The sequence below is a fragment of the Dyadobacter sp. AC419 genome (assembly GCF_979253085.1).
On record NZ_CEEDCD010000025.1, the window covers coordinates 148219 to 175094 of the forward strand.

Annotated in this window: 21 protein-coding genes and 2 pseudogenes; 11 read left to right on the plus strand and 12 right to left on the minus strand. The window is 44.6% G+C overall.

What is annotated here, in order from left to right:
* The first annotated feature begins 126 nt into the window (after nt 1–126).
* On the plus strand, nt 127–609 hold the full coding sequence (locus tag AC0IYG_RS24515; RefSeq protein ID WP_471713696.1) for a DinB family protein: 483 nt from the start codon (nt 127–129) through the stop codon (nt 607–609).
* Here AC0IYG_RS24515 and AC0IYG_RS24520 read toward each other — a convergent pair.
* Both AC0IYG_RS24520 and AC0IYG_RS24525 read right to left on the minus strand, forming a co-directional pair.
* On the minus strand, nt 606–2624 hold the full coding sequence (locus AC0IYG_RS24520; protein WP_471713697.1) for a thioredoxin domain-containing protein: 2019 nt from the start codon (nt 2622–2624) through the stop codon (nt 606–608). The two genes, AC0IYG_RS24515 and AC0IYG_RS24520, sit on opposite strands and share 4 nt — an antisense overlap.
* Entirely contained in the window at nt 2621–4267 is a 1647-nt protein-coding gene (locus tag AC0IYG_RS24525) for a T9SS type A sorting domain-containing protein (protein WP_471713698.1), read from the minus strand. Before AC0IYG_RS24525 ends, AC0IYG_RS24520 begins: the two co-directional genes overlap by 4 nt.
* Nucleotides 4268–4528: 261 nt before the next feature.
* On the opposite strand from AC0IYG_RS24525, the gene AC0IYG_RS24530 reads away from it, so the two are divergent.
* Both AC0IYG_RS24530 and AC0IYG_RS24535 read left to right on the plus strand, forming a co-directional pair.
* Nucleotides 4529–4855, plus strand: a complete 327-nt coding sequence (locus tag AC0IYG_RS24530) for a hypothetical protein (RefSeq protein WP_471713699.1) — start codon at nt 4529–4531, stop codon at nt 4853–4855.
* Nucleotides 4856–4932: 77 nt separating this feature from the next.
* Nucleotides 4933–6246 (plus strand): MFS transporter, encoded by a 1314-nt coding sequence (locus AC0IYG_RS24535; protein ID WP_471713700.1) that lies wholly within the window; start codon nt 4933–4935, stop codon nt 6244–6246.
* 75 nt (nt 6247–6321) lie between these two features.
* Here AC0IYG_RS24535 and infB read toward each other — a convergent pair whose 3' ends face one another.
* From infB to AC0IYG_RS24555, 4 genes are all read right to left on the minus strand, one after another.
* Nucleotides 6322–8961 carry a translation initiation factor IF-2 gene (infB, locus tag AC0IYG_RS24540; RefSeq protein WP_471713701.1) on the minus strand — a complete coding sequence of 880 codons (2640 nt, stop codon included), beginning with the start codon at nt 8959–8961 and terminating at the stop codon, nt 6322–6324.
* Between the two features lie 89 nt (nt 8962–9050).
* Nucleotides 9051–9440 carry a hypothetical protein gene (locus AC0IYG_RS24545; RefSeq protein WP_471713702.1) on the minus strand — a complete coding sequence of 130 codons (390 nt, stop codon included), beginning with the start codon at nt 9438–9440 and terminating at the stop codon, nt 9051–9053.
* A gap of 74 nt (nt 9441–9514) precedes the next feature.
* Nucleotides 9515–10756, minus strand: a complete 1242-nt coding sequence (gene nusA, locus AC0IYG_RS24550) for a transcription termination factor NusA (protein ID WP_471713703.1) — start codon at nt 10754–10756, stop codon at nt 9515–9517.
* An 86-nt stretch (nt 10757–10842) separates the two neighbouring features.
* The gene (locus AC0IYG_RS24555) at nt 10843–11325 is read right to left on the minus strand and encodes a ribosome maturation factor RimP (RefSeq protein ID WP_471713704.1); all 483 of its coding nucleotides are present in this window, start codon (nt 11323–11325) and stop codon (nt 10843–10845) included.
* A 170-nt stretch (nt 11326–11495) separates the two neighbouring features.
* Here AC0IYG_RS24555 and AC0IYG_RS24560 point away from each other — a divergent pair, with 170 nt between their 5' ends.
* A complete protein-coding gene (locus AC0IYG_RS24560) occupies nt 11496–12599 on the plus strand; it encodes an endonuclease/exonuclease/phosphatase family protein (RefSeq protein ID WP_471713705.1) in 1104 nt (367 codons plus the stop codon).
* Between the two features lie 8 nt (nt 12600–12607).
* Here AC0IYG_RS24560 and AC0IYG_RS24565 read toward each other — a convergent pair whose 3' ends face one another.
* Genes AC0IYG_RS24565 through AC0IYG_RS24575 form a run of 3 tightly spaced genes read right to left on the minus strand, consistent with a single transcriptional unit; the run spans nt 12608 to nt 13991 of the window.
* The gene (locus AC0IYG_RS24565; RefSeq protein ID WP_471713706.1) at nt 12608–12952 is read right to left on the minus strand and encodes a DUF4907 domain-containing protein; all 345 of its coding nucleotides are present in this window, start codon (nt 12950–12952) and stop codon (nt 12608–12610) included.
* Nucleotides 12953–12955: 3 nt separating this feature from the next.
* Nucleotides 12956–13240 (minus strand): hypothetical protein, encoded by a 285-nt coding sequence (locus tag AC0IYG_RS24570; RefSeq protein ID WP_471713707.1) that lies wholly within the window; start codon nt 13238–13240, stop codon nt 12956–12958.
* Nucleotides 13194–13991 (minus strand): Kelch repeat-containing protein, encoded by a 798-nt coding sequence (locus tag AC0IYG_RS24575; protein ID WP_471713708.1) that lies wholly within the window; start codon nt 13989–13991, stop codon nt 13194–13196. The genes AC0IYG_RS24570 and AC0IYG_RS24575 overlap by 47 nt, the downstream gene beginning before the upstream one ends.
* A gap of 469 nt (nt 13992–14460) precedes the next feature.
* Between AC0IYG_RS24575 and AC0IYG_RS24580 the strand changes: the two genes are divergently transcribed.
* Nucleotides 14461–15864, plus strand: coding sequence for a DUF4270 family protein (locus AC0IYG_RS24580; RefSeq protein ID WP_471713709.1), 1404 nt, complete (start codon nt 14461–14463; stop codon nt 15862–15864).
* A 34-nt stretch (nt 15865–15898) separates the two neighbouring features.
* Here AC0IYG_RS24580 and AC0IYG_RS24585 read toward each other — a convergent pair whose 3' ends face one another.
* Nucleotides 15899–16660, minus strand: a complete 762-nt coding sequence (locus AC0IYG_RS24585) for a hypothetical protein (RefSeq protein WP_471713710.1) — start codon at nt 16658–16660, stop codon at nt 15899–15901.
* A 114-nt stretch (nt 16661–16774) separates the two neighbouring features.
* Between AC0IYG_RS24585 and AC0IYG_RS24590 the strand changes: the two genes are divergently transcribed.
* Nucleotides 16775–17668 carry a helix-turn-helix domain-containing protein gene (locus tag AC0IYG_RS24590; RefSeq protein ID WP_471713711.1) on the plus strand — a complete coding sequence of 298 codons (894 nt, stop codon included), beginning with the start codon at nt 16775–16777 and terminating at the stop codon, nt 17666–17668.
* Between the two features lie 9 nt (nt 17669–17677).
* Here AC0IYG_RS24590 and katG read toward each other — a convergent pair.
* Nucleotides 17678–19956: pseudogene (gene katG, locus AC0IYG_RS24595) on the minus strand (catalase/peroxidase HPI).
* Between the two features lie 264 nt (nt 19957–20220).
* On the opposite strand from katG, the pseudogene bla reads away from it, so the two are divergent.
* A pseudogene (gene bla, locus AC0IYG_RS24600) lies at nt 20221–20956 on the plus strand (subclass B1 metallo-beta-lactamase).
* Between the two features lie 54 nt (nt 20957–21010).
* Here bla and AC0IYG_RS24605 read toward each other — a convergent pair.
* Complete coding sequence (locus AC0IYG_RS24605) at nt 21011–21565, minus strand: hypothetical protein (RefSeq protein WP_471713712.1); 555 nt, start codon at nt 21563–21565, stop codon at nt 21011–21013.
* Nucleotides 21566–21831: 266 nt separating this feature from the next.
* On the opposite strand from AC0IYG_RS24605, the gene AC0IYG_RS24610 reads away from it, so the two are divergent.
* The 4 genes from AC0IYG_RS24610 (at nt 21832) to AC0IYG_RS24625 (ending at nt 26868) form a co-directional block, all read left to right on the plus strand.
* Entirely contained in the window at nt 21832–22401 is a 570-nt protein-coding gene (locus tag AC0IYG_RS24610) for an RNA polymerase sigma factor (RefSeq protein ID WP_471713713.1), read from the plus strand.
* Nucleotides 22402–22504: 103 nt separating this feature from the next.
* On the plus strand, nt 22505–23563 hold the full coding sequence (locus AC0IYG_RS24615; RefSeq protein ID WP_471713714.1) for a FecR family protein: 1059 nt from the start codon (nt 22505–22507) through the stop codon (nt 23561–23563).
* A gap of 27 nt (nt 23564–23590) precedes the next feature.
* Entirely contained in the window at nt 23591–24280 is a 690-nt protein-coding gene (locus AC0IYG_RS24620) for an STN domain-containing protein (RefSeq protein WP_471713715.1), read from the plus strand.
* Nucleotides 24217–26868 carry a SusC/RagA family TonB-linked outer membrane protein gene (locus AC0IYG_RS24625; RefSeq protein ID WP_471713716.1) on the plus strand — a complete coding sequence of 884 codons (2652 nt, stop codon included), beginning with the start codon at nt 24217–24219 and terminating at the stop codon, nt 26866–26868. Before AC0IYG_RS24620 ends, AC0IYG_RS24625 begins: the two co-directional genes overlap by 64 nt.
* Nucleotides 26869–26876: the final 8 nt, after the last annotated feature.

Sequence of the window (26876 nt, forward strand, 5' to 3'; positions counted from 1 at the left end):
GATTTTTTTTAACTTACGGACCAGCTTAAATGTTGCCAAACCAACACGGGCTTTTATCAAATAAAAACAAATCTGACTTAGCCATCCGCATGAAAAGATCTGCAATCAATCCGATGCCTCCGTTTTTTGACCGTTACATTAATCTCGTCGAAGACATTGACATTTTCGAAGCTTTTGAAAAATATGCTCCTGAAAATATTTATTCTGAAACTGAAAAAGCTCGTTGCACTACAGGACCGCGCTTATGCCGCAGGGAAATGGAGCGTAAAGGATATTTTGCAGCACGTGATCGATAATGAGCGCATCATGTCTTACCGTGCAATGCGTTTTTCGAGAAACGACAGAACTTCATTGCCCGGATATGACCAGGAGCTTTTGGCGGCAAACACCAATGCAAATGACCGCACGATTGTGGATTTGATGGAAGAATTTAACCAAGTCCGGCAATCGACAATTCTCCTTTTCAACCATATGAATGAGGCAATGATGTTGCGTTCCGGAATTGCTTATCAAACAGAAATTTCTGCGCTTGCATTGGGTTTTGTTATTCTTGGACATCCCATTCATCATATGCGCGTCATTTCAGAACAATATTACCCTTTGCTCTAAATCCCCATCGCCAGCTGGTTGAGCGCATCTTCAACTTGCGTTACGGGCAGCTGGCACGTTTTGTCATAGCAAATGTAAATGGCGGTTTGCCCGTTAATATCCGTCCTGCCGAGCAGTAAAGGCAGTTCCGAACGATCAATAGTGCCCATAACCAGCTTGTTGGGGACAAAAAAACGGTCGAAGTCCTCGCGCATCTCATCAGCATCCGCGCCTACAATGATGATTTCGGCTGTGGGCGTAACACGCATGCAATACAATGCAGCCCAGTTGGTTACCCATTGCACATCGGCGAGTAAGATCTTGTTCATCTTCGCAAGCATCAGATTCGAGATCTTGCTATATTCTTCATAATCAAGCATCATTCCCAAAATGTACAAGTTATGCGCCATGATGGAATTTGACGAGGGGACAACATTGTCAAAAAGCTCTTTTTTGCGGGCGATTAAGGTTTCGCCATGCAGGTCGGTGAAGTGAAAAAGTCCTTCTTTCTGATCATAGAAGTTTTGAATGGTGTAATCCGTAAGGTTTTTTGCAAGATTAATCCACGCTTCGTCAAATGTAATTTGATAAAGTGCAAGATAAGCTTCAATGACCGCAGCATAATCTTCCAGAAATCCGGTAACACTTGCGTGACCGTTTTTATAGCTGTGCATCAGTTGGTTGCCACTGCTCATTTTGTCCTTGATAAATGTTCCGGCTGCAACGGCCATTTCTCTGATATACTCTTTTCCGAGCGCGCGGTAACAATCCACTAACCCTTTAATCACCAGTCCATTCCACGAAGAAAGCGTTTTGTCATCCAATCCCGGCCGCACTTTTTCAGCACGCTTTTCTGCCAGTTTTTTCAGCGCTTCTTTGTATTTTATTTCAAGGTCCGGAATGTCAATTTGCAGGTTTCTTGCCGTTTGTTCAACAGTTTGCACCAAATGCAGGTGATTATGACCTTCTTCCCAGTTGCCCTGTTCTGAAATGTTGTAAAGTTTTGCAAACCATTGGAAATCGTCGCCTAATATCGATTCAAGTTCCGATTTAGTCCAGATGTAAAATTTGCCTTCAACGCCTTCGCTATCTGCATCCAGCGCAGCATAAAAGCCACCTTCCGGATTAAGCATTTCCTTTTTGAGCCAATCAATGGTCTGGATGATGCGATCAGCGTATAACGGATTTTTAGTCAGCGAATAAGCTTCCGCATAAATGCTGAGCAACTGGCCGTTATCATAAAGCATTTTTTCAAAATGGGGAATAAACCATTCATCATCAACAGAATATCTTGCCCAGCCTCCGCCTACGTGGTCATAAATCCCGCCTAATGCAATGCGGTTAAGCGATAATTCCAATTGAACCAATGCCTCAGGATTTTGTGTGGCATCATAATAACGCAGCAGAAACTTGTAAATAGAAGGCATAGGAAACTTTGGCGCCCGGTCCATGCCGCCCTTGTGCGTATCAAAATTCCTTTGCAGGTGTTCAAGCATGGTGTGCAGCTCCGCAATGTTGTAATCGCCTGCACCATTTGTTAATCCGTATTTCTCCGTGTCGGAGACGATCATATTTTGTAAAAATCCTTCTGCCGAGCCGACCAGTTCATCATAATGTTTGGTAAATGCATTGTCAATGCTTTTCAGAAGCTGAACCCAATTATGAGGCGGTAAATAGGTTACGCCATAAAACGGCCGCGCATCCGGAAGTAAAAACACATTTAAAGGCCAGCCACCGCGCACGCCCATGGCCTGCACCGCATCCATGTAAACGGCATCTACATCAGGGCGTTCTTCGCGGTCCACTTTTATGCAGATGAAATGTTCGTTCATCACCGCTGCAATCGGCTCTTTTTCAAAGCATTCACGCTCCATTACGTGGCACCAGTGACAAGCTGAATAGCCAATGCTGACCAGAATCGGCTTGTTTTCTGCCTTTGCTTTGCTTAAAGCCTCCTCGCCCCAGGGAAACCAGTCAACTGGATTGTGTGCATGTTGTAATAAATATGGGCTGGTCTGTTGGCTGAGGCGATTCATAGTAATGAAATAAGGCTATTGATTGATGACCACTTTTTTAGTGATCGTTTTTTTCTCGCTGGCAAAGCGGGCAAAATACATGCCAGCAGCAAGTCGGGAAGGGAAATGATTTCTTTCGTTTGGCCCGCAATGGCTTTCAAACGCTTTTGCAAAACGACCTGACCTTTGGTATTTAGTAATGAAAAATCCACATCAGTTACTCCATTGGCACCATTCAAAGCAACTTTCAATTCGAAATCGGCTGGATTGGCATAAACATAAGCGTCAGAAAGTTGCGGCTCCGTCGAATTGACCGTATCGTTAAGATCAAATTTGCAGAGAAAAACTTCCCGACCTTTTAATTTTATGCTTCTCGACCATTTCTGATGCGACACAAAAACGTCGGTTTCAGCATTTTCGTCAGCATACGGATTTTGAGCGGCAATCAGAATTTCACTTCCTTTTACAATGCCGCGCCACACAGGGCTTTGCAGTTCCATATTATCGCGAGCAGATTGCGGAATTACCAGATCATAATCCCCGTCAAACATATCTCTAAACATTGATAGGCGATAAAGTCCGTAAATAAAGCGCTCATAAGGAGCATAGTTTTCCTGGCGGTTACCCGGAAACGGATTTTCCCAGAGCCAAAGGCCTTTTGCTCCGGAAAAGAAGGGAAAAATCGCGGTGGCTTCGGCTACGAAAGGCGCAATGAGGGGCGTATTGGGATCATAACTGTCATGAATGCGCATCCACACAAATGGAATAATCGGTTTGTCACTCCAAGCGCGGTTGGCTTCGATGTTGAAAAGCAAATAAGAAAGATAATCCTTGCCAATCGGGTTGTCATATCCGTAATAAAAGTATGGGGAAGGCGTAAGGAAATCCTGCGCATTATAGAAGCTGCCACCCACTTGTCCATCATTTCCCTGCATTAAGTAATGTGTTCTTTCGGGGTTAGTTGACCAATCCTGCCAGCTATTGGCGGTAATGTTAAGCCAGCTGTTGCGCACGGGGACATCGCTGTAACTGGACATAGGCACCGTAATGCCTTTCATTCGGAGTCGGTTAATTGCTTCAGTATACCACCATCTCATGTCTCTTTTGTAAGTGGAAACAAATTCTGCATCCGGCAGGCTTCGGTAATTTTGGGCAATTTTTGTGTTTGATTTCAGGGCTAAAATATCCCGGTCCTCGCGTTGCATCCGCTCAATGTCCAGGCACACAATGTCATAGCCTCTTGCTGTTTCAGCGTAATTGTCCCAATAATTGCGGTAAGCAACCGTATCATTTCCCCACGGGCTGCGGAGTGTGTTATCCGCCCAAGGCTGATTTTCAACTGCGGTTGCGACGCCATACCATATCAGCGCTCTTTGCGATTTATTGAGTGATCCCGGTTCACGCCCGCTGAAAGAAGCGAGGTGGCTAAAACCATGCTTCAAAGGCTGCGATTGCGTGTCTCCAAAGCGCGTTGCATTATATACAATGGTAAATGGCAGCGAAAATTCAGGAAATTTGCTCCATTCAATCGTGTTGTTTGCAGTAACCGGATTTAGAATATAACCTGGCTGACAATCCTGCCCGAAAACAGGCGTGCAAACGGCCAGTAGATAAATGATAATGCTGGAAAGGCTCTTGATCGGCGTATTGGTAAAGTGGACCATAAGAATTGACCGGACAAATTCGTTACTTTTGCAATGTTGGATAATTTGACTTTTCCGGGAATCGGAAGATTTACCTTATCAATGACAAAGTAAGAAACAAAATTCCCTGGAACATAACATATAAACACATATGAGACGAATACTGCTTTTTGCACCCATTTTGTTTGCCATGCTGCTCATGAGCTGCGATAAGGAGAAAAAGAGACGCCGACACCGGAACCTTCGGAAAAAGATAAAATTCTGATCAATTATCCGTGGCGCATGTCAACAGTTACCGACCTGACCGGCAAAGTGATTCCGCTTAACCAGCTCAATACACAAACGCAGGGCATCAAAGAAGTGATGGACATTCAGTTTCTTCAAAATAATGTGACCAAAGCAATTGATCAACGCACCAAGCAAGTCATTAACGGCGGGACATGGTATTTGATCAATGAAAATAAAACGCTTGACATTAAGATTTCAGGTTTCTCAGGAGAATTCGGGGTCGAAGAGCTTACGAACAGCAAGCTTCGGTTGAAGAGTAAAATGCCGGTTTCAGGCGTGGAGCAAGAGACGATCATGGTTTTTGAGCCGGTGATCAAATAGGTATAATATGCATATTGTTTTGGAAAGCGGCGGATATAATCTGCCGCTTTTCTTATTTTGTGCCAAATTCAATTTGAATGAAGAAAAACAATCCTTCTATTATCAATGCTTGGTGTATGTACGATTGGGCCAATTCTGTCCACGCCCTTGTCATCGTATCGAGCATTTTCCCCGTTTATTTCAGTGCAACTGCCCATAGCGTTTCCGGAACCGCAGAAACTAATTTTCTGGGTTATCAGATCAAAAGTTCGGTGCTTTTTTCTTACACAGTGTCCGCCTCGTTTTTAGTTACTGCACTGCTTATTCCGTTGTGCACGGCCATTGCAGATTTCACCGGAAAGAAAAAGCGCTTTATGCAATTCTTCTGTTATCTGGGTTCTATAAGCTGCATGCTGCTGTATTTTTTTACAAAAGACACACTTGTAGCCTCCGTCTTTTTATTCGGACTAAGCCTGGTGGGGTGGAGTGGAAGCATCGTTTTTTACGATTCCTATCTCCCCGACATTGCCACCGAAGATAAATTTGACACTTATAGTGCAAGAGGATTTTCCTTGGGTTATCTGGGAAGCGTTCTTTTGCTGCTGTTTAATTTAAGTATGATCCTGGCTCCCGGATTTTATGGAATTACTGATAAGGCACTTCCTGCGAGGATTTCGTTTTTTACCGTCGGTGTGTGGTGGATCTTGTTTGCGCAAATCCCATTTCGGTATTTGCCTGTGACAAAAGTTTACAGGGAAAGGACAGGCAATTGGATCTTCAATGGCTTTGCAGAGCTGAAAAAAGTGTTCTTTAATCTCAGACAACAGCCCTTTTTAGCCAAATTCCTGAGTGCTTTTTTCATTTACACGATGGGCTTGCGGACTGTCATGTATGTCGCGACAATTTTTGGTGCAACGGAATTGAGGCTTCCCTCACAAAGTCTGATCGTTACGGTGCTGCTGATCCAGATTGTCGGCATTATCGGATCATTCACATTTGCATGGTTATCCGGCAAGATTGGAAACATTTTTGCATTAATGGTTGGCGTTGCGATCTGGATTGGAATTTGCACGGCGGCTTATTACACAACCGAGGCGATGGAATTCTATTTTGTGGCTTGCGCTGTGGGGATGGTGATGGGCGGCATTCAGTCACTTTCGCGTTCCACGTATTCAAAACTTATTCCTGAAAATATTCCGGATACGGCTTCCTATTTTAGTTTCTATGATGTTACAGAAAAGCTGGCCATTGTGCTGGGAACATTTATTTACGGAACGGTTGAAAATCTAACCGGAAGCATGCGTAACAGCATTCTCGCGCTGCTGGTCATATTTGTTGTCGGCTTGATTTTGCTTTATCGCATTCCATCTAAAAAAGCTTATCATTATCAAACTCAGGATTCTGAGGGTTGACATTAGTTTGTCAAACAAAATGCATAAAAAGCCCGCTTCAAACATTTGAAGCGGGCTTTTTAGTAACCTATATGCTTAAAGTGTTCGTTTCACCTCGCGAAGCTCGAAGCTTTCGATGATGTCACCCACTTCAATGTCGTTAAAGTTTTTAATGCTCAAACCACATTCATACCCGTTCTTAACTTCCTGAACGTCGTCTTTGTAACGTTTCAGCGAGTCGATTTCTCCGGTCAGTAATACGATACCATCACGGATCACACGAATCTTGTTATTACGTTTCACATAACCGTCTGTCACATAGCAACCTGCAATTGTTCCAATCCGGCTAATTTTGAACACCTCACGAATCTCGATATTACCAGTAATGATTTCCTCGATTGAAGGTGCAAGCATTCCAGTCATCGCATCCTTAATCTCGTCAATGGCCTGATAAATGACCGAGTAATGACGGATTTCAATTTGATCCTGTTCTGCCATTTTCTTAGCATTCGAAGAAGGACGAACCTGGAATCCTATTACAATCGCATCCGATGCAATCGCAAGGTTAACGTCCGATTCAGAGATCTGACCCACTGCTTTGTGGATAATGTTAACCTGAACTTCTGATGTTGAAAGTTGCAATAATGAATCCGAAAGTGCTTCAACCGATCCATCCACGTCACCTTTAACAATCAGGTTCAACTCGCGGAAGCTTCCGATCGCCTTACGACGTCCAATCTCTTCAAGCGTAATATGCTTACGAGTCCGGATAGATTGTTCACGCTGAATCTGCTCACGTTTGGTTGCAATGTCACGGGCGTCACGCTCGTTTTCGAATACATTGAAGCGATCACCCGCTTGCGGAGCCCCATTGATACCAAGCAACTGAACTGGCATAGATGGTCCCGCAGTTTTGAGCTTTTTACCCAAATAGTCGGTCATTGCTTTTACCTTACCGTAGTGTGAGCCAGCAAGAATAACGTCTCCTACTTTCAATGTTCCGGTTTGTACGAGGATTGTTGTTACATATCCGCGTCCTTTATCAAGTGACGCTTCTACAACTGCTCCTGCTGCACGACGATTTGGATTCGCTTTCAATTCTAGCAATTCAGCTTCAAGCAATACTTTTTCAAGCAGCTCATCGATACCCAAACCAGACTTGGAAGAGATTTCCTGAGTTTGATATTTACCACCCCATTCTTCAACCAAAAGGTTCATGTTAGCAAGCTCTTCGCGAATTTTCTCCGTGTTGGCACCTGCTTTATCAACTTTACTGAATGCAAATACGATTGGCGCACCAGCCACTTGTGCGTGGTTGATTGCTTCACGCGTTTGAGGCATTACACTATCATCCGCTGCAATCACGATGATAACAACGTCGGTAACATTAGCACCACGGGCACGCATCGCTGTAAATGCTTCGTGACCCGGTGTATCCAGGAATGTTACTTGTTTTCCTGTTTTGGTTTTTACGCTATATGCTCCAATGTGCTGGGTAATTCCACCCGCTTCACCGCTGGCGACATTTTCCTGACGGATATAATCCAGAAGCGAAGTTTTACCATGGTCAACGTGACCCATGATTGTAACAATCGGCGCTCTTTCAATAAGAGATCCTTCTTCGTCAACTTCCTCCTGCACATCATTCTGTACTTCTCTGGCAGAAATGAATGCAACTTCAAAGCCAAATTCATCGGCAATAAAAGTGATCGCTTCTGCGTCCAGGCGCTGGTTGATCGAAACGAACATGCCCATGCTCATACAAACTGAAATTACTTCCTGAACTGTAACGTCCATTAGTGAAGCCAAATCGTTTGCAGAAACGAACTCCGTTACGCGCAATACTTTTGTTTCGTCTGAATCCAGACCATTTGGATCGTTTTGATCTCCACGATCTCTGCGACGTGTTCCTTTTCCTCCACGACCAACATTTCGGGTGTTACCACCGCCCATACGTGCCATTGTGGCCTTAATATTGTCAGAAACTTCCTTATCGGAAACTTCCTCGCGCTTAACTCCGCGGCGATTGTTATTGCTGTTTGTGTTCGGACGGTTAGGACCGCCTGCGCGGTTAGCCGTATTTCCAGGTGCTGTTCCGGTTGTGCCAGGAGCTGATGGTGTTCCCGGTGTGTTTGGACGATTTCCTGTCCGGTTTCCAGCAGGAGGCACATTCGCTTCCTTAGGTCTTGGTGCATTCGGATCAGATGGAGCTGCCGCCGGACGATTTTCACCTGCAACAACTACGCCGTCACGAATTCTCTTCCGTTTTCTGCGGCGCTTTTTGTCAGCAGCCGTATCGCTTGAAGACGCAACTGGATCTTTTTTCTTGGCTTTATCAGATGGAAGCTCAATTTTTCCAATTACACGCAATCCGCGTAATTGTTCTCCTTTTGCTTCAATCAAATTAGATTCGCCAGCTTCTTCCGCTGCCGGGGCTGCCGGTTCAGCTTCTTGTTTTGCAGCTGGCGTTGCAGTTTCAGCAGGTGTTTCCACAGCTGGTGCAGCAGCAACTGGTGCTGGTGTTTCAGGTTTTTGCTCAGCTATTGGTTCAGCAGCAGGTTTTGGTGCTTCGGCAGCTTTTACTTCCTGAGGCTGTTCAACTTTTGGCTGTTCAGCAACAACAGGTTGTTCCTTTTTCTCAGCGACTGGCTCAGGTTGTGGCTGGGCAGGTGCTTTGGTTTCCGAAACGGGCTCTGGTGTTTGCTGCGGTTTTGCTTCCACAGGTGGAGCAGCCACTTCTTTATTTTCAGCAACTGCTTCTTTCGGCTTTTCCGGTTGCGGCTTTTCAGCAACAGGAGCCGGTGCAGGAGCAGTTCTTTTTGCGTCTAAATCTGATTTTCACCGACCACCTTAATCCCAGGCAGACGGTTTTCAAAAGCAGGCTGAGGGGCCGGAGCTTCTTCCACAACAGTTTTCTCTTCGGTTTTCGAAGGATTATTTCTGAAGTAAAGGATTCCGTCTACATCACTTTTTACTTTTTCTTCCTTGATTTCTACCGGCGCTTCGCTTTGAACAGGTTTAAAGGAAAGGGATGATCTCAGATCATCAGATTTGAAGTCTTTTGAAAGAAAATCAATCTGATCAGAATTAATTTTTGTATTCGGGTTACTCTCCACCTTATACCCTTTGGCAGACAGATGATCCACGATCGTAGTAATTCCTACGTTCAGGATCCGTGCCACTTGGCTAAGGCGCATCATTTTATCTTCTGCCATATTAGCAATTTGTAGAAAAAAGTTTTGCATTTGGCAGATCTAACCCCTGGATTAAACCTGCCGGTTATTGTAAATTATTCAAACTCTTTGCGAAGAATGTCAAGAACTTCTTCAACCGTTGCTTCTTCAAGGTCGGTTCTTCTTACAAGTTCTTCTTTATTAAGTGCGAGCACGCTTTTGGCTGTATCTAAACCGATTTTGTGCAACTCACTGATAATCCATTCGTCAATTTCATCAGAGAATTCAGTCAAATCAACGTCTTCGTCATTTTGCTCTTCAATGTCTCTGAACACATCTATTTCCATTCCAACCAGTTTGCCGGCCAGCTTGATGTTCTGACCGCCTTTACCAATTGCAAGTGAAACCTGATCTGGTTTTAGGAAAACAGAAACGCGTTTGGCATCGCGGTCAATTTGCATTGAGCTCACTTTTGCCGGACTAAGCGCCCTGCTAATCAACAATTCAAGGTTATCTGTATAATTGATAACATCGATGTTTTCATTTCCAAGTTCACGAACGATAGAATGAATCCTTGAACCCTTCATACCCACACAAGCTCCAACCGGATCAATGCGGTCGTCGTAAGACTCAACGGCAACTTTTGCACGTTCCCCTGGTTCACGAACAACACGTCTTACTGAAATAATTCCATCATATATCTCCGGAATCTCAACTTCAAACAATCTTTCAAGAAAAACAGGTGAAGTTCTTGAAAGCGTAATCTTTGGAGACCCATTGTTCATCTCTACTTTGTGGATCACCGACTTAACCGATTCACCTTTGCGGAAACGATCTTTTGAGATTTGCTCGGTTCTTGGCAAGGAAAGTTCGTTGCCTTCACCATCTACAATGATAACCTCGTGTCTTAATGTCTGATAAACCTCGCCGGTGATCATTTCACCCACCTGATCCTTGTATTTCTCGAACATGATTTCTTTTTCCATGTCCTTGATCTTTTGGATCAATGTCTGGCGAGCGGTCTGAACAAGTCTGCGTCCGAATTCTACGAGCTTAACTTCTTCTGCAACCTCTTCACCAACTTCAAAGTCACTCTGGATTTTGCGGGCTTCTGCCAGCGGAATCTTGTTATAATCCCAAATGTCCTCGGAGTTGTCGTCCACGATTTCGCGTGTCCGCCACATTTCAAGGTCACCACTTTCGGGGTTAATAATTACATCAAAATTATCGTCGGTGCCGTATTTTTTGCGAATCATAGTACGAAACACTTCCTCCAAAACACTGATCATCGTTGGACGATCGATGTTTTTCGAGCTTGCGAACTCCGCGAATGACTCAATTAATATTCCGCTATCCATTGCTTATGTTATAGATAATTGCTGATACTAAGTTATACATATTATATAATTGATTACAAATCAGAAATATGAATCTGACTGTAACTTTATTTAAATGAAATTTCTATTAAAGCCTTTGATATGTCTTCAAACGGAATGTCGCGGATCAGTTCAGACTCGTCGACAGGTGTTTTCGTTTTCTTCTTAGGTGCAGGCAACTTCAATTTTACAATTTCTTCACTTGCCTCGAGCAGCGTTCCTGAAATTACCTCTCCTGTTTTCAAAGTGACCTTTAAATTTCTGCCCAGGTTTTTGAGATATTGCCTGTGCAAAAGCAAAGGTTGGTCCAAACCAGGCGACGAAACTTCAAGTGTGTAGGCGTCAGCAAATACTTCCAGCTCTTCCAGCTGCTTAGCCAATCTCCTGCTGATGGAAGTACATTGTTGGATTGTAATCCCTTCGTCACTGTCAACAAGAATTGATATTTTTTGACTTACCTTGGAAGGTTTAATGATTATGTCTACAAGGAAACAGTTGCTATCCTGTAAAAAGGGTTCCAGCAAAGCTTCCAACTGTTCTTTTATCGTCATGTACGGCTTACTGCAAATAAAAAAGGGGATTTAAGACCCCCTCAATCAATCGATCAAAATAGAATTATTTGCAAAGGTAAAAATATTTTATCATTTGTACAAGTTATGGAGACGTCTTCTAAATTGATATCCTTCTGCTATTTTTGTTAAAAAATGCGATATTTAGCTTCATGAAAGGGTTAGAAAAGTTATTGTGGTTCCTGTATAAGTGTTTTACTTTTTATACCCTGCTGATTTACATACTCATACTCTGGATTCCGCTGAAAGGGTGGGTCGCCGGATTCATGATGATGTCTTTCCCTGTTGTGCTGGTTATCCATCTTATCAGCATTCCGATCTGGCTTATTGTTGACAAAAAAAAGTCGTTGCTCCCGCTCGCAATGGTTTTATTTGCAGGGGCTTTCTTATCCAGAACATACGCTTTCGGCAATGAGCCCACCGATCTCAAAACGGAACGGACCTTTTCCGTGCTAAATTACAATGTGCACAGCTTTCAGCGCTATGAAAACTGGTGGACCAAGGAAGGTCGGCAAAGCATTGCGGATATGAAAAGCTGGTTTAAGGAATCTGATCCCGATATCATGTGCCTTTCTGAATATTACAGTGCCCACGAAGATCCGTTCAACTTCAATGGTGCATTTACGCAGGATGGTTACAAATTCCAGAAGTTTTACAGTCGCCCGAAAAAGGAGCGGCATGGTAATTCCTGGGGCGTTGCTATCCTTTCCAAATATCCGATTGTCTCGACGCAAGACACTATTTTTGAAGCTCAAAACGGCCTTGTCCGTGCAGATATCAACATTAAAGGTGACACAGTGCGTGTCATTGCCGTGCATTTGTATTCAATGACATTGAAGCTCGGTGCCCTCGTTAGCCAGAAGAAAATGGATGGGGTGAAAAGAGAAGGGAAAATGACTTTCGCACGCATGCGGAATGGATTCGAGCGCCGGTCACATGAGATGGATGCGCTTGGCGCGTGGATTAAGGCTTCACCTTATCCGGTCATTGTGTGCGGGGACTTTAACGAAATTCCTTATGGCTATGTTTATGCAAAAATGCGCGCGCTGCTGACAAATGGTTTTGAAGAGAAAGGAGAGGGATTTGGATTCACCTTTAATCACTTGCCCTATTTTATCAGGATTGATCATCAGTTTTTCAGCGCCGACAGGATCCGTATCGATGACTTTAAAACGTTCAATACAGTTAAATATTCAGATCATTATCCCGTAATGGGCACTTATCAATTCCGCACGGATAAGAAGCCAACCAAATAATGTTTGCGCTAATATTTAACGCCCAAGCTATCCAGTTCGCTGGTAGAAACAGAAGGAGGGAAGATTCCATTCTCTAATTTCTGCTGCACAAGCTCACCCGTCTTTATTGCCGATTGCTCATCTTGGAAGCCATTATTTCCGGCAATTCCCGGCACATTAAGCTGCTCGATAATAGGTGTACCATTCTCCGAAATGCGATATCCCCAGCCTGAACCAGCCTTAACGGATTCCACCTTAAAACGGCGAAGGCCTTTGCCATCTGCGCCCATATCCCTTTTAGAAAGAAAGATAAAGGCGGCAGCAGCAAAGGCCAGTATGCCGATTATTATAGTGAGTTTCTTTTTGTTACTCACGAATTATTGGTTGTCGTCAGCATTCACAACCGCAGTAGGATCGAATGCCCAGAAGTCGTCTAGGATAGTTGAACCAGATCCGGTTCCAGTTCCAAGATATCCTACATTGCCAATTGAAAATCCAACCGCATAACTTCTTGAACCAGGTTCGAAGCTAGTAACTTCTGTCCAAGTGTTGCTTGACGGAGTGTACTCCCAAGTATCTGACTTGTTAAGACCACCAACTACATATGCTTTTTCATTAATAACCAATGGCACGGCAAAAAACACGACCACCGAATTTATCATCCGTGTTGGACTCCATTCTGGTCCATGCACCTGTACCGCTATTTCCGGCAGGATCAAAGCTGTAAAGGTCTTTCACCTCAACATTGGAGTTGTTTTGACCAAAACCAACATAGGATTTGCCTCCTACTGTAAATGACAATGCACCTCTGCGTTTTCCACCTGTAAAGGTTGCAATCTCCGTCCATTTGTCAGTTGTAGGATTGTACTCATAAAAATCCTGGTAATAACCACTGCCGTTCCATCCAAGACCAACATAAGCACGGTTGTCAGCTACGAATGAAGTTGCATATTGACGAGTTCCGCCTGCGAAGTCTGCCTTTTTAGTCCACTTGTTGGTAGCAGGATCATATTGATAAAAATCCTTTTTATATCCGCCATCTACTGAGGTTACACCGTCAAAACCAGTGCCTACATACGCTTTTCCGTTTACAACAAAAGCAACAGCATCATTTCTTCCTGTTCCTTCAAATGGCGCAACCTGTGACCATATCTTGGTTGTCGCGTCAAATGACCAGAAATCTTTAACCCTTTGAACAGTCTCGTTTGTAAGACCTGTTCCGATATATCCTTTATTTCCGATTACAAAACTTACTGCGCGTGCCCTGGCAGATCCACCGAAACTTGGAATGCCTGTTCTATACCAGTTTCCGAGTTTATCCGCTTCGGTATCATCATCATTGCAACTAAACTGAACGAGCGCGGTTGAGGCAAGCAGAAGGGCTAACGAAGTCTTTTTTAAGATATTAAACATGTAAAAAATATGGTTTGACTAATTGATACGAGAGAAAAATGATAAAATGATTTTGGTAATAATGAGCTAGCGCAATCTGAAAATTTTTGCAAACATAACATCTTGATATTGCTAAGTAAAATTATATGTAATTTTTTGTCTAAAACTTTGCCCCATCCACTTGCTTTTCAACGCTGATAATATGGGGATTGTTGTTGAAGCTGCGGCTCATCCTTGTTAAAATACATCGTCTGCTTTTTACGTTAATTTATAATGTTTGCCACTTTTTGACGGCGAACGGCGTAAGTAAGTTCAAAGGTTGGCTGACTGTAACCGCCGTTATCTTAAAGCCATTTTTAACCCTTACGTTCGGCTCAGCCGTTTTGTTGCAACACGCAGATCTCGGTTTAAATTTGTTCCATTTGTCTGATTCGTGTTGTAATTAAGATTACATATGATAATTTTGCACTTTTTACTGTTCTTGCACTAAATGAAATTCAACTGGTATTTTCTTAAAAGATCGGCAACGGTTTTTAGATTACTTATATTATTTGGCATAACTGCTTCCATTTTTGGCTGTGACCCATCCGGAGATCAAATTGAGGCGATCGTCCAGCCTAATGTTGACGATTTTGGCGTTGTTTTTACGGATACGAATACAGTTTCCCTATCAACTGTTGGAACCGATTCGGTAATGACCGGTGGCCCGGCCCGACTTCTAGTAGGACGATACATTGATCCTATCTTTGGCAAGTTTCAGTCGTCAGCTTACTTTCAACCCACAATTAGCAGCGCGATTGTTATCCCTGAACTGGCTGTCTATGATTCGTTAACGCTTTCGTTGCGTTATGATGACTACACGCATAATGACACGACGGTAGCGATGAACATTTCTGTTCACCGTTCGCTAGCTGATCTGACAATTAAAAGCTCTTACTATAACACTTACACGGTTCCATATGAAGCCAATCCGCTTGGGAAAGTGAAGTTTGTGCCTACGCCAAGAACCAGCAAGATGCTTAAAATCAAGCTTTCGGATAATCTTGGAAAGCAGATATTTGAAAAGGCTAAAATCAATCAGCTGTCAAATAACACGGAGTGGATTGATCTGGTGAAGGGTTTTGCATTGGTGCCTGGCGCTAGTGATAACGGGCCTTTGGTTGGATTCAAATTACTTGACGAAAACACTTCTGTCCAGCTGCATTACCACCTTTTAGAAAATGATGGACTCAGAAAGGACTCAACTGTTATAAATAGCAACCTCGCTTATAACAGGATCATTACAGATTACACCGGCACGCAGTTGGCAAAGATTCCGGCTAACAAGAGAATCTCGCTTCCTTCTTCCCAGACAGCGAATATGTCTTTCATACAGGCGGGCCCTGGCGTAATGACAAGAATTGATTTTCCAACAGTTAATGACATTCGTGCAAACCCATACACGGTTGTAAACAGGGCCTTTCTGACGATCTCACCAATCAAGAGCACCGTTACGAAATATCTTCCTGCTCCTCCGGTGCTATACGCCTATTTAGTTGACAAAAACAATCAATACTATCTTGGCCAAAACGGTTTTCCGCTTCAACTTTCAAACATTGATGGCACTGCTGTGCGTCCGGCTGAATATTTCGTCGATTTGGTCAATAACACATCATATTATCGTTTTGACGTCACTGGGTTCATTTCAACGCTTCTAAACATAAACCCGGACAATGCGCCTGGGATTATTCTAAGAACCTCACCATTCAACACGTCAAGTGAGCAGTTTGTTACGCAACCCGGTGTTGACACAGAATTCACCAAAAGTGCTTCTCGTTTGGTGATCGGAAATCAAAGGAACAGCGATCCTGGTGTGAAGTTGGATCTGTATTATACATCTGCTCAAAACAGATAAAATCTAACATTAAGTCATAAGAAAGGCTCCTGTTTCACTTCGAAGCAGGAGCCTTTTTGCATTTACGCGTCATTTGATAATGTAAAAATATCCTGTAACCAATGCCGAAGCGCAGATATCTGGAATAAACCTTGGGGTTTGCGCCATCCATCATGCGTTGATAATTAATGAGGCCATGGAAGTAATCAGCGGTTAAAGACAGCCGTTTGTGCGAAACAGCCACGCCAGCCGTCGGACCGAAATCCATTTTCGTATTAACTCTCGTGAAGTCCGATCTTCGAGCAAATACATCGTTTTGATTATCGAAAGTCACGTAACTGCTGCTTTTAAGGATATAGGCCAAATTCAGTCCTGCATTCAGGTCGACATGCACGGTCCCAGCATTTATACGATATCCAAAATATGGATTTACCCTTGCTGAGTTGGTGCTAAGCCTTGCCTTGCCATTATCGATTTTTGTGACAACCAGATTACCACCCATCGCTGTGTAATTGTCTATTTTCGTAGTCGCAGTAAGCCTGTCATATCCGAGCCTGAACTCCCACAAGAAACGTTTCTTCGTAACGTGTTGTGCCTGCAAACCCAAACCATAGGACAATCCGCTTTTTTTGCCAAAGGGTGAATTCACATTATAGTGCGGCTCTATATCACTTATAAATAAATAAGAGTTGCTCACGGCAGACTCACCGCCATATTTGAAAAGCCCTGAACTGAGTTGAACGGCATATTCTGTCTGCTGTGCATGAACATTGCGGACTGAAATCAGGATGAAGATAAGCGTAAAGGCATGTTTCATGTGGCAGCGTTTTGGTTTACAAATGGTAACAAATGACTGACACAAGTTTGTGAACAAACGTTGCGAATATAATTATTGAAACTCTGTAATTTTATTTCGCTACCAGCCCATATCATGCGATCCGAACTATTTGAAACCCACATTGAAGTCACTGATCAGGTGCTTGATGCAGTAAAATACTTCTACTGTGTTCAGGCACCGGCGGATTTTGAACCAAAAATTCAGCATTTGTCACCCAATCTGGAAATGATGCTGATCTTTAATTTTGGACCGCCCATACGGGCTTCCTTTGCGGATGAGGATTTTAACGGCTTGCGAATGGAACGCGTTTCCGCGATTGGTCCGCTGAGGAGAATGCTCAATTACGAGGTGTTGCCGGGAACGGATATGATCGTTGCCGTCTTTAACCCCAATGGATTTTACCGGCTAATGCAGGTTCCAATGGATGAAATAGGTGAGGAGCGACTTATTGACCCGGATCTGCTGCTCAACATTACGGGGTTTGAAACATTGTGGCAGTCGCTCAAAGATCTAACGAATCTTAATGATCGCATTAGCCTGATGAAATCGCATGCTTTGGCCTTTATTCATGACGCCGATGAGGCAACTTCGCCATTAATGGCCGGCATTCCTTATTTTGAGAATCCGCTCGTACAACCAGTGAAGGCCATTGCTCACGATGCCGATTTGTCCGAACGGACAGTGCAGCTTCGTTTCAAAAAATATATGGGTTACTCACCCAAGGAATTGCTCCGGTTTTTGCGCTTCAAACAAGTAATCGAAAGCATTCAGCAGCTTGAAGGCAATCAGGTGGATTGGCTTACTTTGGTCGAAAAGTTTGGTTATCATGATCAGAGCCATTTGACCAAAGATTTTAAACATTATCTGGGCCTGTCACCTCAAAAATTTGTCAAGAACATTCTCAGAAAAGAGTTCTGCGTCAGCCTTCCGGGTAAACTTAACAGCAAAAAGGCCATCCCGAATCCGGAATGGCCTTTTATTAATTAATCATTATTATTACGCCAGATCAAAACGATCCAGGTTCATTACTTTATCCCATGCGGCAACGAAATCTTTCACAAATTTTTCTTGCGCATCTGAGCTTGCATAGACTTCGGCAAGCGCTCTTAATTCAGCATTTGAGCCAAATACTAAGTCTGCGCGCGTTGCCGTCCACTTTGGCTGACCAGTTCCGCGGTCGCTTCCCAAATACAACTCTTTGTCTTCCGACATCGCTTTCCACGCAGTGTTCATATCCAGCAGATTTACAAAGAATTCATTGGTCAATTTGCCAGGAGACTGCGTAAATACGCCGTGCTTCGAACCGTCGAAGTTCGCATTCAAAACGCGCAAACCACCAACCAGAACGGTCAATTCAGGTCCGGTAAGCGTTAGCAATTGTGCTTTGTCTATTAACAATGCTTCCGTAGAAACCGATGGTTTAACATTGCGGTAATTCCGGGAAACCGTCAGCAATCGGTTCCAAATATCCAACAGATTCGATGTCCGTTTCTTCCTGAGAAGCGTCCATACGGCCAGGGGTGAAAGGAACGGCGATGAAATGTCCTGCATCTTTCGCAGCTTTTTCCACACCAGCGCAACCTGCCAAGACGATCAAATCGGCTAGCGACACTTTCTTGCCTGTCGATTGTGAGCCATTAAACGTTTCCTGAATGCCTTCCAGAACATTTAAAACCTTATTCAACTGAACAGGATTGTTAACCTGCCAATCTTTTTGAGGAGCCAGGCGAACGCGGGCACCATTCGCACCACCGCGCTTATCCGAACCACGGAATGTGCTGGCAGAAGCCCAGGCAGTAGAAACAAGCTCAGAAACGCTAAGCCCTAATCCCAATATATTTGCTTTCAGGGAAGCAATATCACTTTCGTCGATCAATGCATGGTCAACAGCCGGGATAGGATCTTGCCAGATCAACACTTCCTCAGGAACATCCGGTCCCAGATAGCGGGCGCGCGGGCCCATATCACGGTGTGTCAGCTTAAACCAGGCGCGAGCAAAAGCATCTGCAAATGCATCCGGGTTTTCCAGGAAATGACGCGAAATTTTTTCGTAAGCCGGGTCAGATCTCAGTGCTAAATCCGTTGTAAGCATGGTAGGAGCATGCTTTTTCGAATCGTCATAAGCATCAGGAATAATGCTTCCAGCGTTCGTAGCAACCCATTGGTGCGCACCGCCCGGACTTTTGGTCAATTCCCATTCAAAGCCAAGCAGGTTTTCAAAAAAGTTGTTGCTCCATTGTGTCGGCGTCGTGGTCCAGGTTACTTCAAGTCCGCTCGTAATGGTGTCCGCACCTTTTCCAGAACCATAACTGTTGCTCCATCCAAAACCCTGTGATTCGAGATCAGCAGCTTCCGGTTCTTTGCCAACGTGCTCAGAAGGAGCTGCGCCGTGCGTTTTTCCAAAGCTGTGTCCGCCCGCGATCAATGCAACGGTTTCTTCGTCGTTCATCGCCATGCGGCCAAATGTATCTCGAATGTCCCTGGCAGCAGCAATAGGGTCAGGATTACCGTCTGGTCCTTCCGGATTTACATAAATAAGGCCCATATGCGCCGCAGCAAGCGGTTTCTCCAAATTGCGCGACTGGTGCATATGGCCATTCGGATTTTCATCTGAAACCAGAACACCATTATCAGCAACGCCGGGCGTGCCGTCCGCATAACGGTGGTCATTGCCTAACCAGGTTGTTTCCGAACCCCAGTAAACGTCTTCATCCGGCTCCCACACATCGGCGCGTCCGCCTGCAAATCCAAAGGTTTTGAAGCCCATCGATCTCAAAGCCACATTTCCGGTCAGGATCATTAAATCAGCCCAAGAAATGTTACGGCCGTATTTTTGTTTGATTGGCCAAAGCAATCTGCGCGCCTTATCAAGGCTCACATTGTCCGGCCAGCTGTTTAACGGAGCAAAACGCTGCTGCCCCGATCCGCCACCTCCGCGGCCGTCAAACACGCGGTAAGTGCCCGCGCTATGCCAGGCCATGCGGATAAATAAAGGACCATAATGGCCGAAATCCGCTGGCCACCAGTCTTGTGAATCTGTCATCAGTGCGTGAAGATCTTGCTTCACGGCTTCCAGGTCAAGGCTTTTGCAAAGCTTCGGCATAATCAAAATCTTCGCCCAATGGGTTTGATTTCGATGAATGCTGACGCAAAATGCTCAGCTTCAATTGATTTGGCCACCAGTCACGATTTCTGGTGCCATCGCCAGCAACACTTTGTTTCAAAGTTCCATTGTGAAATGGACACTTGCTGATGTCATTTGATCCGTCTTCCATATGTATAAGTTTATATTAAATTCGATACGAGTCTGCAACGACTAACTATGCAGGAAGGCGAAGTTATGTGATTGAAATGTATAATCACAATCGATTAATTCTATGATTCAATAGTCAGCATCTATTATAATTTAAGCCGATTGCAGTGGTTTGACCAGACTGAATGATTTCTGTGCGCCCGTGGACAAGTAAATGGCAAAAAATATAAATTGCCGGTCGGTTATGTTTAACCGGCTGCTCACAACCTTTTACCACAACTCATCCATGAGATCACTCCTGTTCATTTGCTTTGTTTTATTCATCTTCGGGTGCAAATCGGCCAAGATTGCCGACAAAAGTTTAACCTCCGATGGCCTCATTTTGAAAAAGGTCAAAGACAACGTTTACCAGCATACGACTTTTTTGCAAACACAAGATTACGGTAAGGTTGATTGCAATGGAATGATCGTTTTTGATAAAAACGAAGCCATTATTTTCGACACACCGGCCGACGATTCATCATCCGCGGCATTGCTGAATTGGGTCCGGGACAGTTTGCAATGTAAGGTGATCGCCATTGTGCCCACACACTTTCACGCCGATTGTCTGGGTGGTTTGCAAGAGTTTCACCGCCGCGGAATTCCTTCCTACGCCTGAAAACCGGACGATTGCTGCGGCTAAGGCAAAAAACTATCAGGTTCCGCAAAACGGATTTGATAACAAGCTGGATTTGAAAGTAGGCGACAAGCCGGTTGACGTAGAATTCTTTGGTGAAGGCCACACAAGAGACAATGTTGTGGGATATTTTCCAGCGGATAAAGTGCTTTTCGGCGGCTGTCTGATTAAGTCAGTTGACGCCTCAAAAGGTAATTTGGAAGATGCCAATGTGAAGGATTGGTCGGCGACGGTGACCAAGTTGAAAGTGAAACATCCGGATATGCAGTTCGTTATTCCGGGGCATGGCAAATCCGGGGATACGGCGTTACTGGATTATACGATCAAACTTTTTACGCAAAAGTGACGGTTGAGATTCTGAGTATCTCCCGGTTGAAACCGGGGGGAAGTTCCTTTGTTTCTATTTTATTTTTAGGTTGAAGTCTAGGTTTACGTCGTCGCTTCCGGGTGTCGGCGTGCCATTTTTCGCTCCTGGCTGATGGCGAAGCTGCACTTTCAACTTTCCAATTCCCGCAGCGCCTGCTTTGGCAGTTCCAGTCAATCCGATCGGGAAATTGTTGACATCCTTATCACCATAAGTGTAAGTAAGCAGTGAAGCAGGCGTTGGTGTGTAAATGAGCAAATGTTCATCCGATTCTTCCGCAACCTCGTCCGTAATGTCTTCGGTCGGCGTTTTGCTCTCATCCAAAAGCGCGATCGACATGGTGTATTCCGTGTTGGCTTTCAGCGAAACCGTATCAAATTGCGTAGCCGCATTGCCCCCGTCGCCGTCCGCGTCCTTAAAGCTGAATGAAGTGGTCGTGCCCGTGCCTGCTTCTTTAAAAGTAAGCGTCACCGAAGTGATCAGCTCATTTTCATCATCAGGCTCCAAGTCGTCGCCGGAGTCTTTGCATTGAACAAACAAAACGGTCATTCCACACAAGAGACCAAATGCCAGGTGTTTTTTTAATTTCATAGGTTTTGATTTAATAACATTAAGCTTCTGCAACTTGGTTGCAAATGTATGCGGTTTGCAACTAAGTTGCAATAGTTGATTGTGGGTTGATGTGGATATTAGTTACTTATACAAGACACGGCAGGACAGTTGTGCCAGTGCGTTATGCTTATTTACATTCTCATTACAAGAAAATTTTGCATAATGTGAAGTGAGTTTTTCCTGAATAATTGGAAGTTTTGTCCCGGATTTGTGTGAAACAAGCAGCCTACATAAATGATCCTTATTTGACTGAACGCTGGTTGCAGATCTGTGCCGGCGATATGGCTGCCTTTGGTGAGCTCGTGGATCTCAATTTTAATCCCCTCTATCATTACGGAACACGCTTCGCCACGGATAAGGATCTGATCAAAGATTGTATCCAGGATCTATTCCTCGAAATCTGGGAAAAGCGTGGAAAACTGAGCCACATTATTTCTATTAAGGCTTATCTTTTTCAGTCTCTCCGAAACAATTTAATTGCTCGGCTCAAACGGCAAGCCCGTTTTTCGAACTTGCCGACCGGCGACGAATTTGCTTCCTATGACGGCTCGCCTGAACTCACCTGGATCGCCGATGAAACCGACGCCCTTACCAGCAGCCGGCTCGAAACCGGCATTGAAATGTTGCCCAAAAGGCAGCGGGAAGCCCTTTATCTGAAATATTATGAAAATCTGAGCAATGAGGAAATTGCCGGGATCATGGGATTACAGAAGCAGGCAGTCGCCAATTATCTGCATTACGGGCTTCTCAAATTGCGGGAATATTGGAAGTATAAGACGATTCTGCTCGCCATGTTTATCGACTACATTAGCTGAGAAATCTTTCCGTTAAAATTTTTTTCAAATTTCTCAATAGTCCATGGGTATGGAACAATAGCGGCTCACTCATCGTAGCAGAAGTCCACTATTTAACAATTCCATGAATAATTATAAGAACTTCGAGGTGAAAGACTGGCTCGACGATCCGGATTTTCGCAAATGGGTTTACAAGGGCGAGCGTGAGGCATTTTGGCTTTCCGTGCTTGAAAACACGCCTGCCCAGGCCGAAAACATGGAGCAAGCCAGAGAAATACTGCTCACGGTGCGCGGCGATGTCGACGACATTTCTGACGCTGAACTTGCTTCCCGGAAGGCTAACCTGCTGGGATACATTGGTCAGGAAAGCCAAAAAAATATTTGGTGGCGAAGAAGCTGGTTGCAGGCGGCGGCAGTGTTGCTGTTAATGCTGGGATTTGGCGGATATTATTTGAAGCGGCATTCCGAAACGCCTTACAATGCCGTGCTTATGCAGTCTGATCGTTCCAAAATAATCGAAGTGATCAATCAGGATGAAGCGGTTAAGCTGGTGACTTTGCCGGATGGAAGCGCTGTGATATTAAAGAAAGCGGCCAAAATAAGTTATCCAGCCACTTTTGCAATGGATAAGCGTGAGGTGGTCATGGTTGGGGAAGCTTTTTTTGAAGTTCAGAAAAATCCCGATCAGCCCTTTTTCATTTACGCCGGCGAAATGCTGACCAGAGTCACCGGAACAAGTTTCAGCATCAAGGCTAATGCGGCAGAAAAACAGGTGCAGCTGGTGGTTAAGACGGGTGTGGTCGAAATTGCCATGCTGAATAAAGCCGAGTCGAGGCATATCACGTTGAATCCCAACCAACTGGCAACACTAGACCCGGAGAAATCTGAACTTTCACAAAAGGATGTTGCAACGCCTGTTTTGATTGGCCTGCCTATTGAATCTCAATATTTTACATTCAAAAAGACACCTGTGAAAGATGTTTTCCTCGCTTTGGAGCAGGCGTATGGCGTGCATATCAATTTCGACAGGCAAGTCACTTCCAACTGCAACATTACAGCCAAACTTGGCGACGAGCCCATCCGTGAAAAGCTGCAAATGATCTGCGAAGTAATTGACGCTAAGTTCGAAATGCATCAGGGTGCGATTTCGATTTTTTCCGACGGCTGCGATACAACTCACTAATTCCAAAACATAAAACCTGATTAACTTATGCAAAAACGTCGACAAACCGTCTTGACCTTGTCCCGCCTGGCGAGGAATTTAACCAGGCAAATGACGCTAATCCTCATTTTAGCCGGAACCGTGCTTGCTAAGGCCCCGGACAAGCAAAATATTTTAAACGAACGTATATCAATTACCGTTAAAGAAATCAGCCTCGATCAGGTGCTGGAAAGGATCGAAAAACAGGTTAATGTGAAGTTCGTTTACAGTCACCAGATCATCAATGCAGACCGTAAAGTCTCATTTCAATATGACAAATCGCGGCTAGAATCTGTCTTGAATGAAATGTTGGAGCCGCTTGGGATTACTTACAAATTGTCCAGCCGAAACACGATCCTGCTGAAACGGAATCCGGCCAAGAACTCACTTTTGAAACCTTTGGAAAAACCAGTTCAAAACACGTCGAGAGCATTGCCAGACAGTAGTTTTATGGTAAAAGGGCAGGTGTTCGACAGTAAAGAACCACCCGTTTCCTTGCCCGGCGTGACGGTGCAAGTCAAGAATACAGACCGCGGTGTGACCAGCGATGTAAATGGAAACTTCGAGATTTTGGTACGAAATGGCGAAGTGCTCGTTTTTACATTCATCGGGCTGGATGCCAAAGAAGTGGTTGTTTGGGCACAAAAAACCTGGTTGTTTCGCTTGCAGAGCAGAATACCGCGCTTAATGAGGTTGTAGTCACCGGTTATTCTGAACAGAAGGCGCGTAACCTGGCCAATTCCATTGGGAAACTCGACGTAAAAGCAGCCGTTGCCAACAAGCCGATCACGCAATTGTCGCAAGCACTGCAAGGCGGCGTCACCGGGCTTACGGTTATGCAGGGAAGTGGGATGGCAGGAGAGGACCGCTCCAACATTCTGATCCGCGGAATTTCAACGATCGGCGGCACATCTCCACTCGTTTTGGTGGACGGCGTTCCCTTTGACATTAATTCTGTTGATCCAACGACTGTGGAAAGCATTACAGTATTAAAGGATGCAGCCGCAGCATCGATTTATGGTGCCCGGGCTGCGAACGGCGTCATCCTGGTTACGACTAAAAGAGGAATTCCAGGCAAGTTGGCGGTCACTTACGACGGTTATGGAGGCGTTCAAAATGCGACTTACCTGCCCAAATTTGTGGATGCACCCAAATATATGACAATGGTTAATGAAGCTTATGCCAACATTGGCAGTCTGGAACCATACAGCGAAGAGACCATTCAAAAAACGATTGCAGGCGATGATCCGGTGAATTATCCGAACACCAACTGGTCAAAACTAATACTTAAGAAGAATCCGGTCATTCAAAGTCATTCTGTGAGCATCTCGGGCGGCAACGAGCTGGCGCGGTTTGCCGTAAGCGGTAACTATTTATATCAGGACGGACTGACGCCGAAGCGTGATTTTGAAAGATTTTCGTTTCGTGCCAACACAGGCGTGACGCTTACCAAAAACGTCTCCATGTTGCTGGACCTGGTGGCAACCAGAAGCCGAAACCGCTCTGAACTTGTGAGGTTTGGCAATTCGCTTCACCTCGTTTACACGACACCACCCAACATTGTCCCGAAATATCCGCTAACAGACGATGGTTATCAGGCCTACGGGAATTTTGGCGAAATGATGAACCCCATGGCGGAGCTGGAAAAAGGCGGTTATGCGCAGAATAAGGCGGATCAGATCAACATCAATTTTCAGCCTTCCTGGCAGATTACACCCGAGCTTAAACTGCGCGGGCAATATTTGTATCGGGTCAATTCAAACGGCTATCTCGACAACCGGAATTCTTATAATTTCCTGGATTATTATACTGGTAATCTGGTGTTTACATACGGGAACTCGAAAGGATCGACCGTGGGCAGGAGCACTTACAATTATCTCTCGTCCAATCTTGAATTTTCGCAGACCTATGGCAAGCATTTCATTTACGCGATAGGCGGGATCTCTCGCGAGGCGAATTTCATTTCGAACTTCGATCAGGCGAACCTGGCTTCCTATTTTGTCAAATTCAACTATGTTTTCAATAACAAATATTTGCTCGAAAGCACGGTGAGAACGGACGGTTCCTCTAAATTCGGTCCGGGTCATAAGTGGGGCACATTCCCTTCCGTTGCCTTGGGCTGGAATGTGCATAATGAAGAATTTTTGAAAGATGCGAAGTTCATCACCAGCTTTAAACTAAGAGCTTCCTATGGCTTAATGGGCAACAATGGCCGAAATGACGATGTCAATGAACTCTATCGATATCAAAGCCTGATCAATGGTGGCAACGGAACAGAAACATCCATTGGAAACCCTGAAATCACATGGGAAACGGTCAAAATGCTTGACATAGGAACCGATATCCGACTGTTTCAGAATCTTGGTCTGACGATCGACTGGTTTAGCAAAACGACGGATAACATTCTGCTGGCGCCGCCATTGTCGCTGTCGTCCGGCGTCGCCACGCTGCCGATCAACTCCGGTTCGGTGTCCAATAAGGGCTGGGAATTCATGCTTAATTATGCCAAAACGATCAATAAGGATCTCGAAATGAGCGCGAGCGTGGGTTATTCTTACTATTCAAACAAAATTCTTTCACTCCGCGGCGGCCCCTACATTGGAACCAATGGCCTTGACATTAACGAAGTGGGCCATCCGGTTAACAGTTATTATTTATACAAAACTGACGGCTTGCTTACGCAAAAGGACATTGACGGCGGTGCAACGCTCTTGCCCGGACAGCAGATTGGTGACATTAAATACATTGATATCAACGGGGACAAAAACATTGATAAGGCAGATAAAGTAACATCCGGCAACCCCAATCCGCAGGGCAGTTACTTTGCTAACCTCAATTTTGTTTACAAAAGATTTTCGGTCGAAACACAGCTGAATGGTTTTACAAGAAGCCTTGCTTACTATTCAGGCCGCTATCAGACTCCGCTTAATGTTACTTCCAATTTCAACGGTGGAACACCCATGCAGTTTCAAACGGACTACTGGACACCCGAAAATCCTGACGCAATGTATCCGAGACTGGCGCCATCGCCTGGTAACAATGTGCTGCCCGCCGATTACTGGCTAACCAATGCAGCGTTTTTGAGGGTCAAATACATTCAGCTCGGCTATAATTTTCACCCGGACATTGTAAAGAAAATGCGGATCAATGCGCTGCGGGTTTTTGTAAATACGCAAAACGCCATCACGCTGAGTAAAATGAAGCATTTCGATCCGGAAACACGCGGTGACGAAGCAAACTATCCGATCATGAAAGTCTTTACAGTGGGCTTGAACGTTAAATTCTAATTCGATTA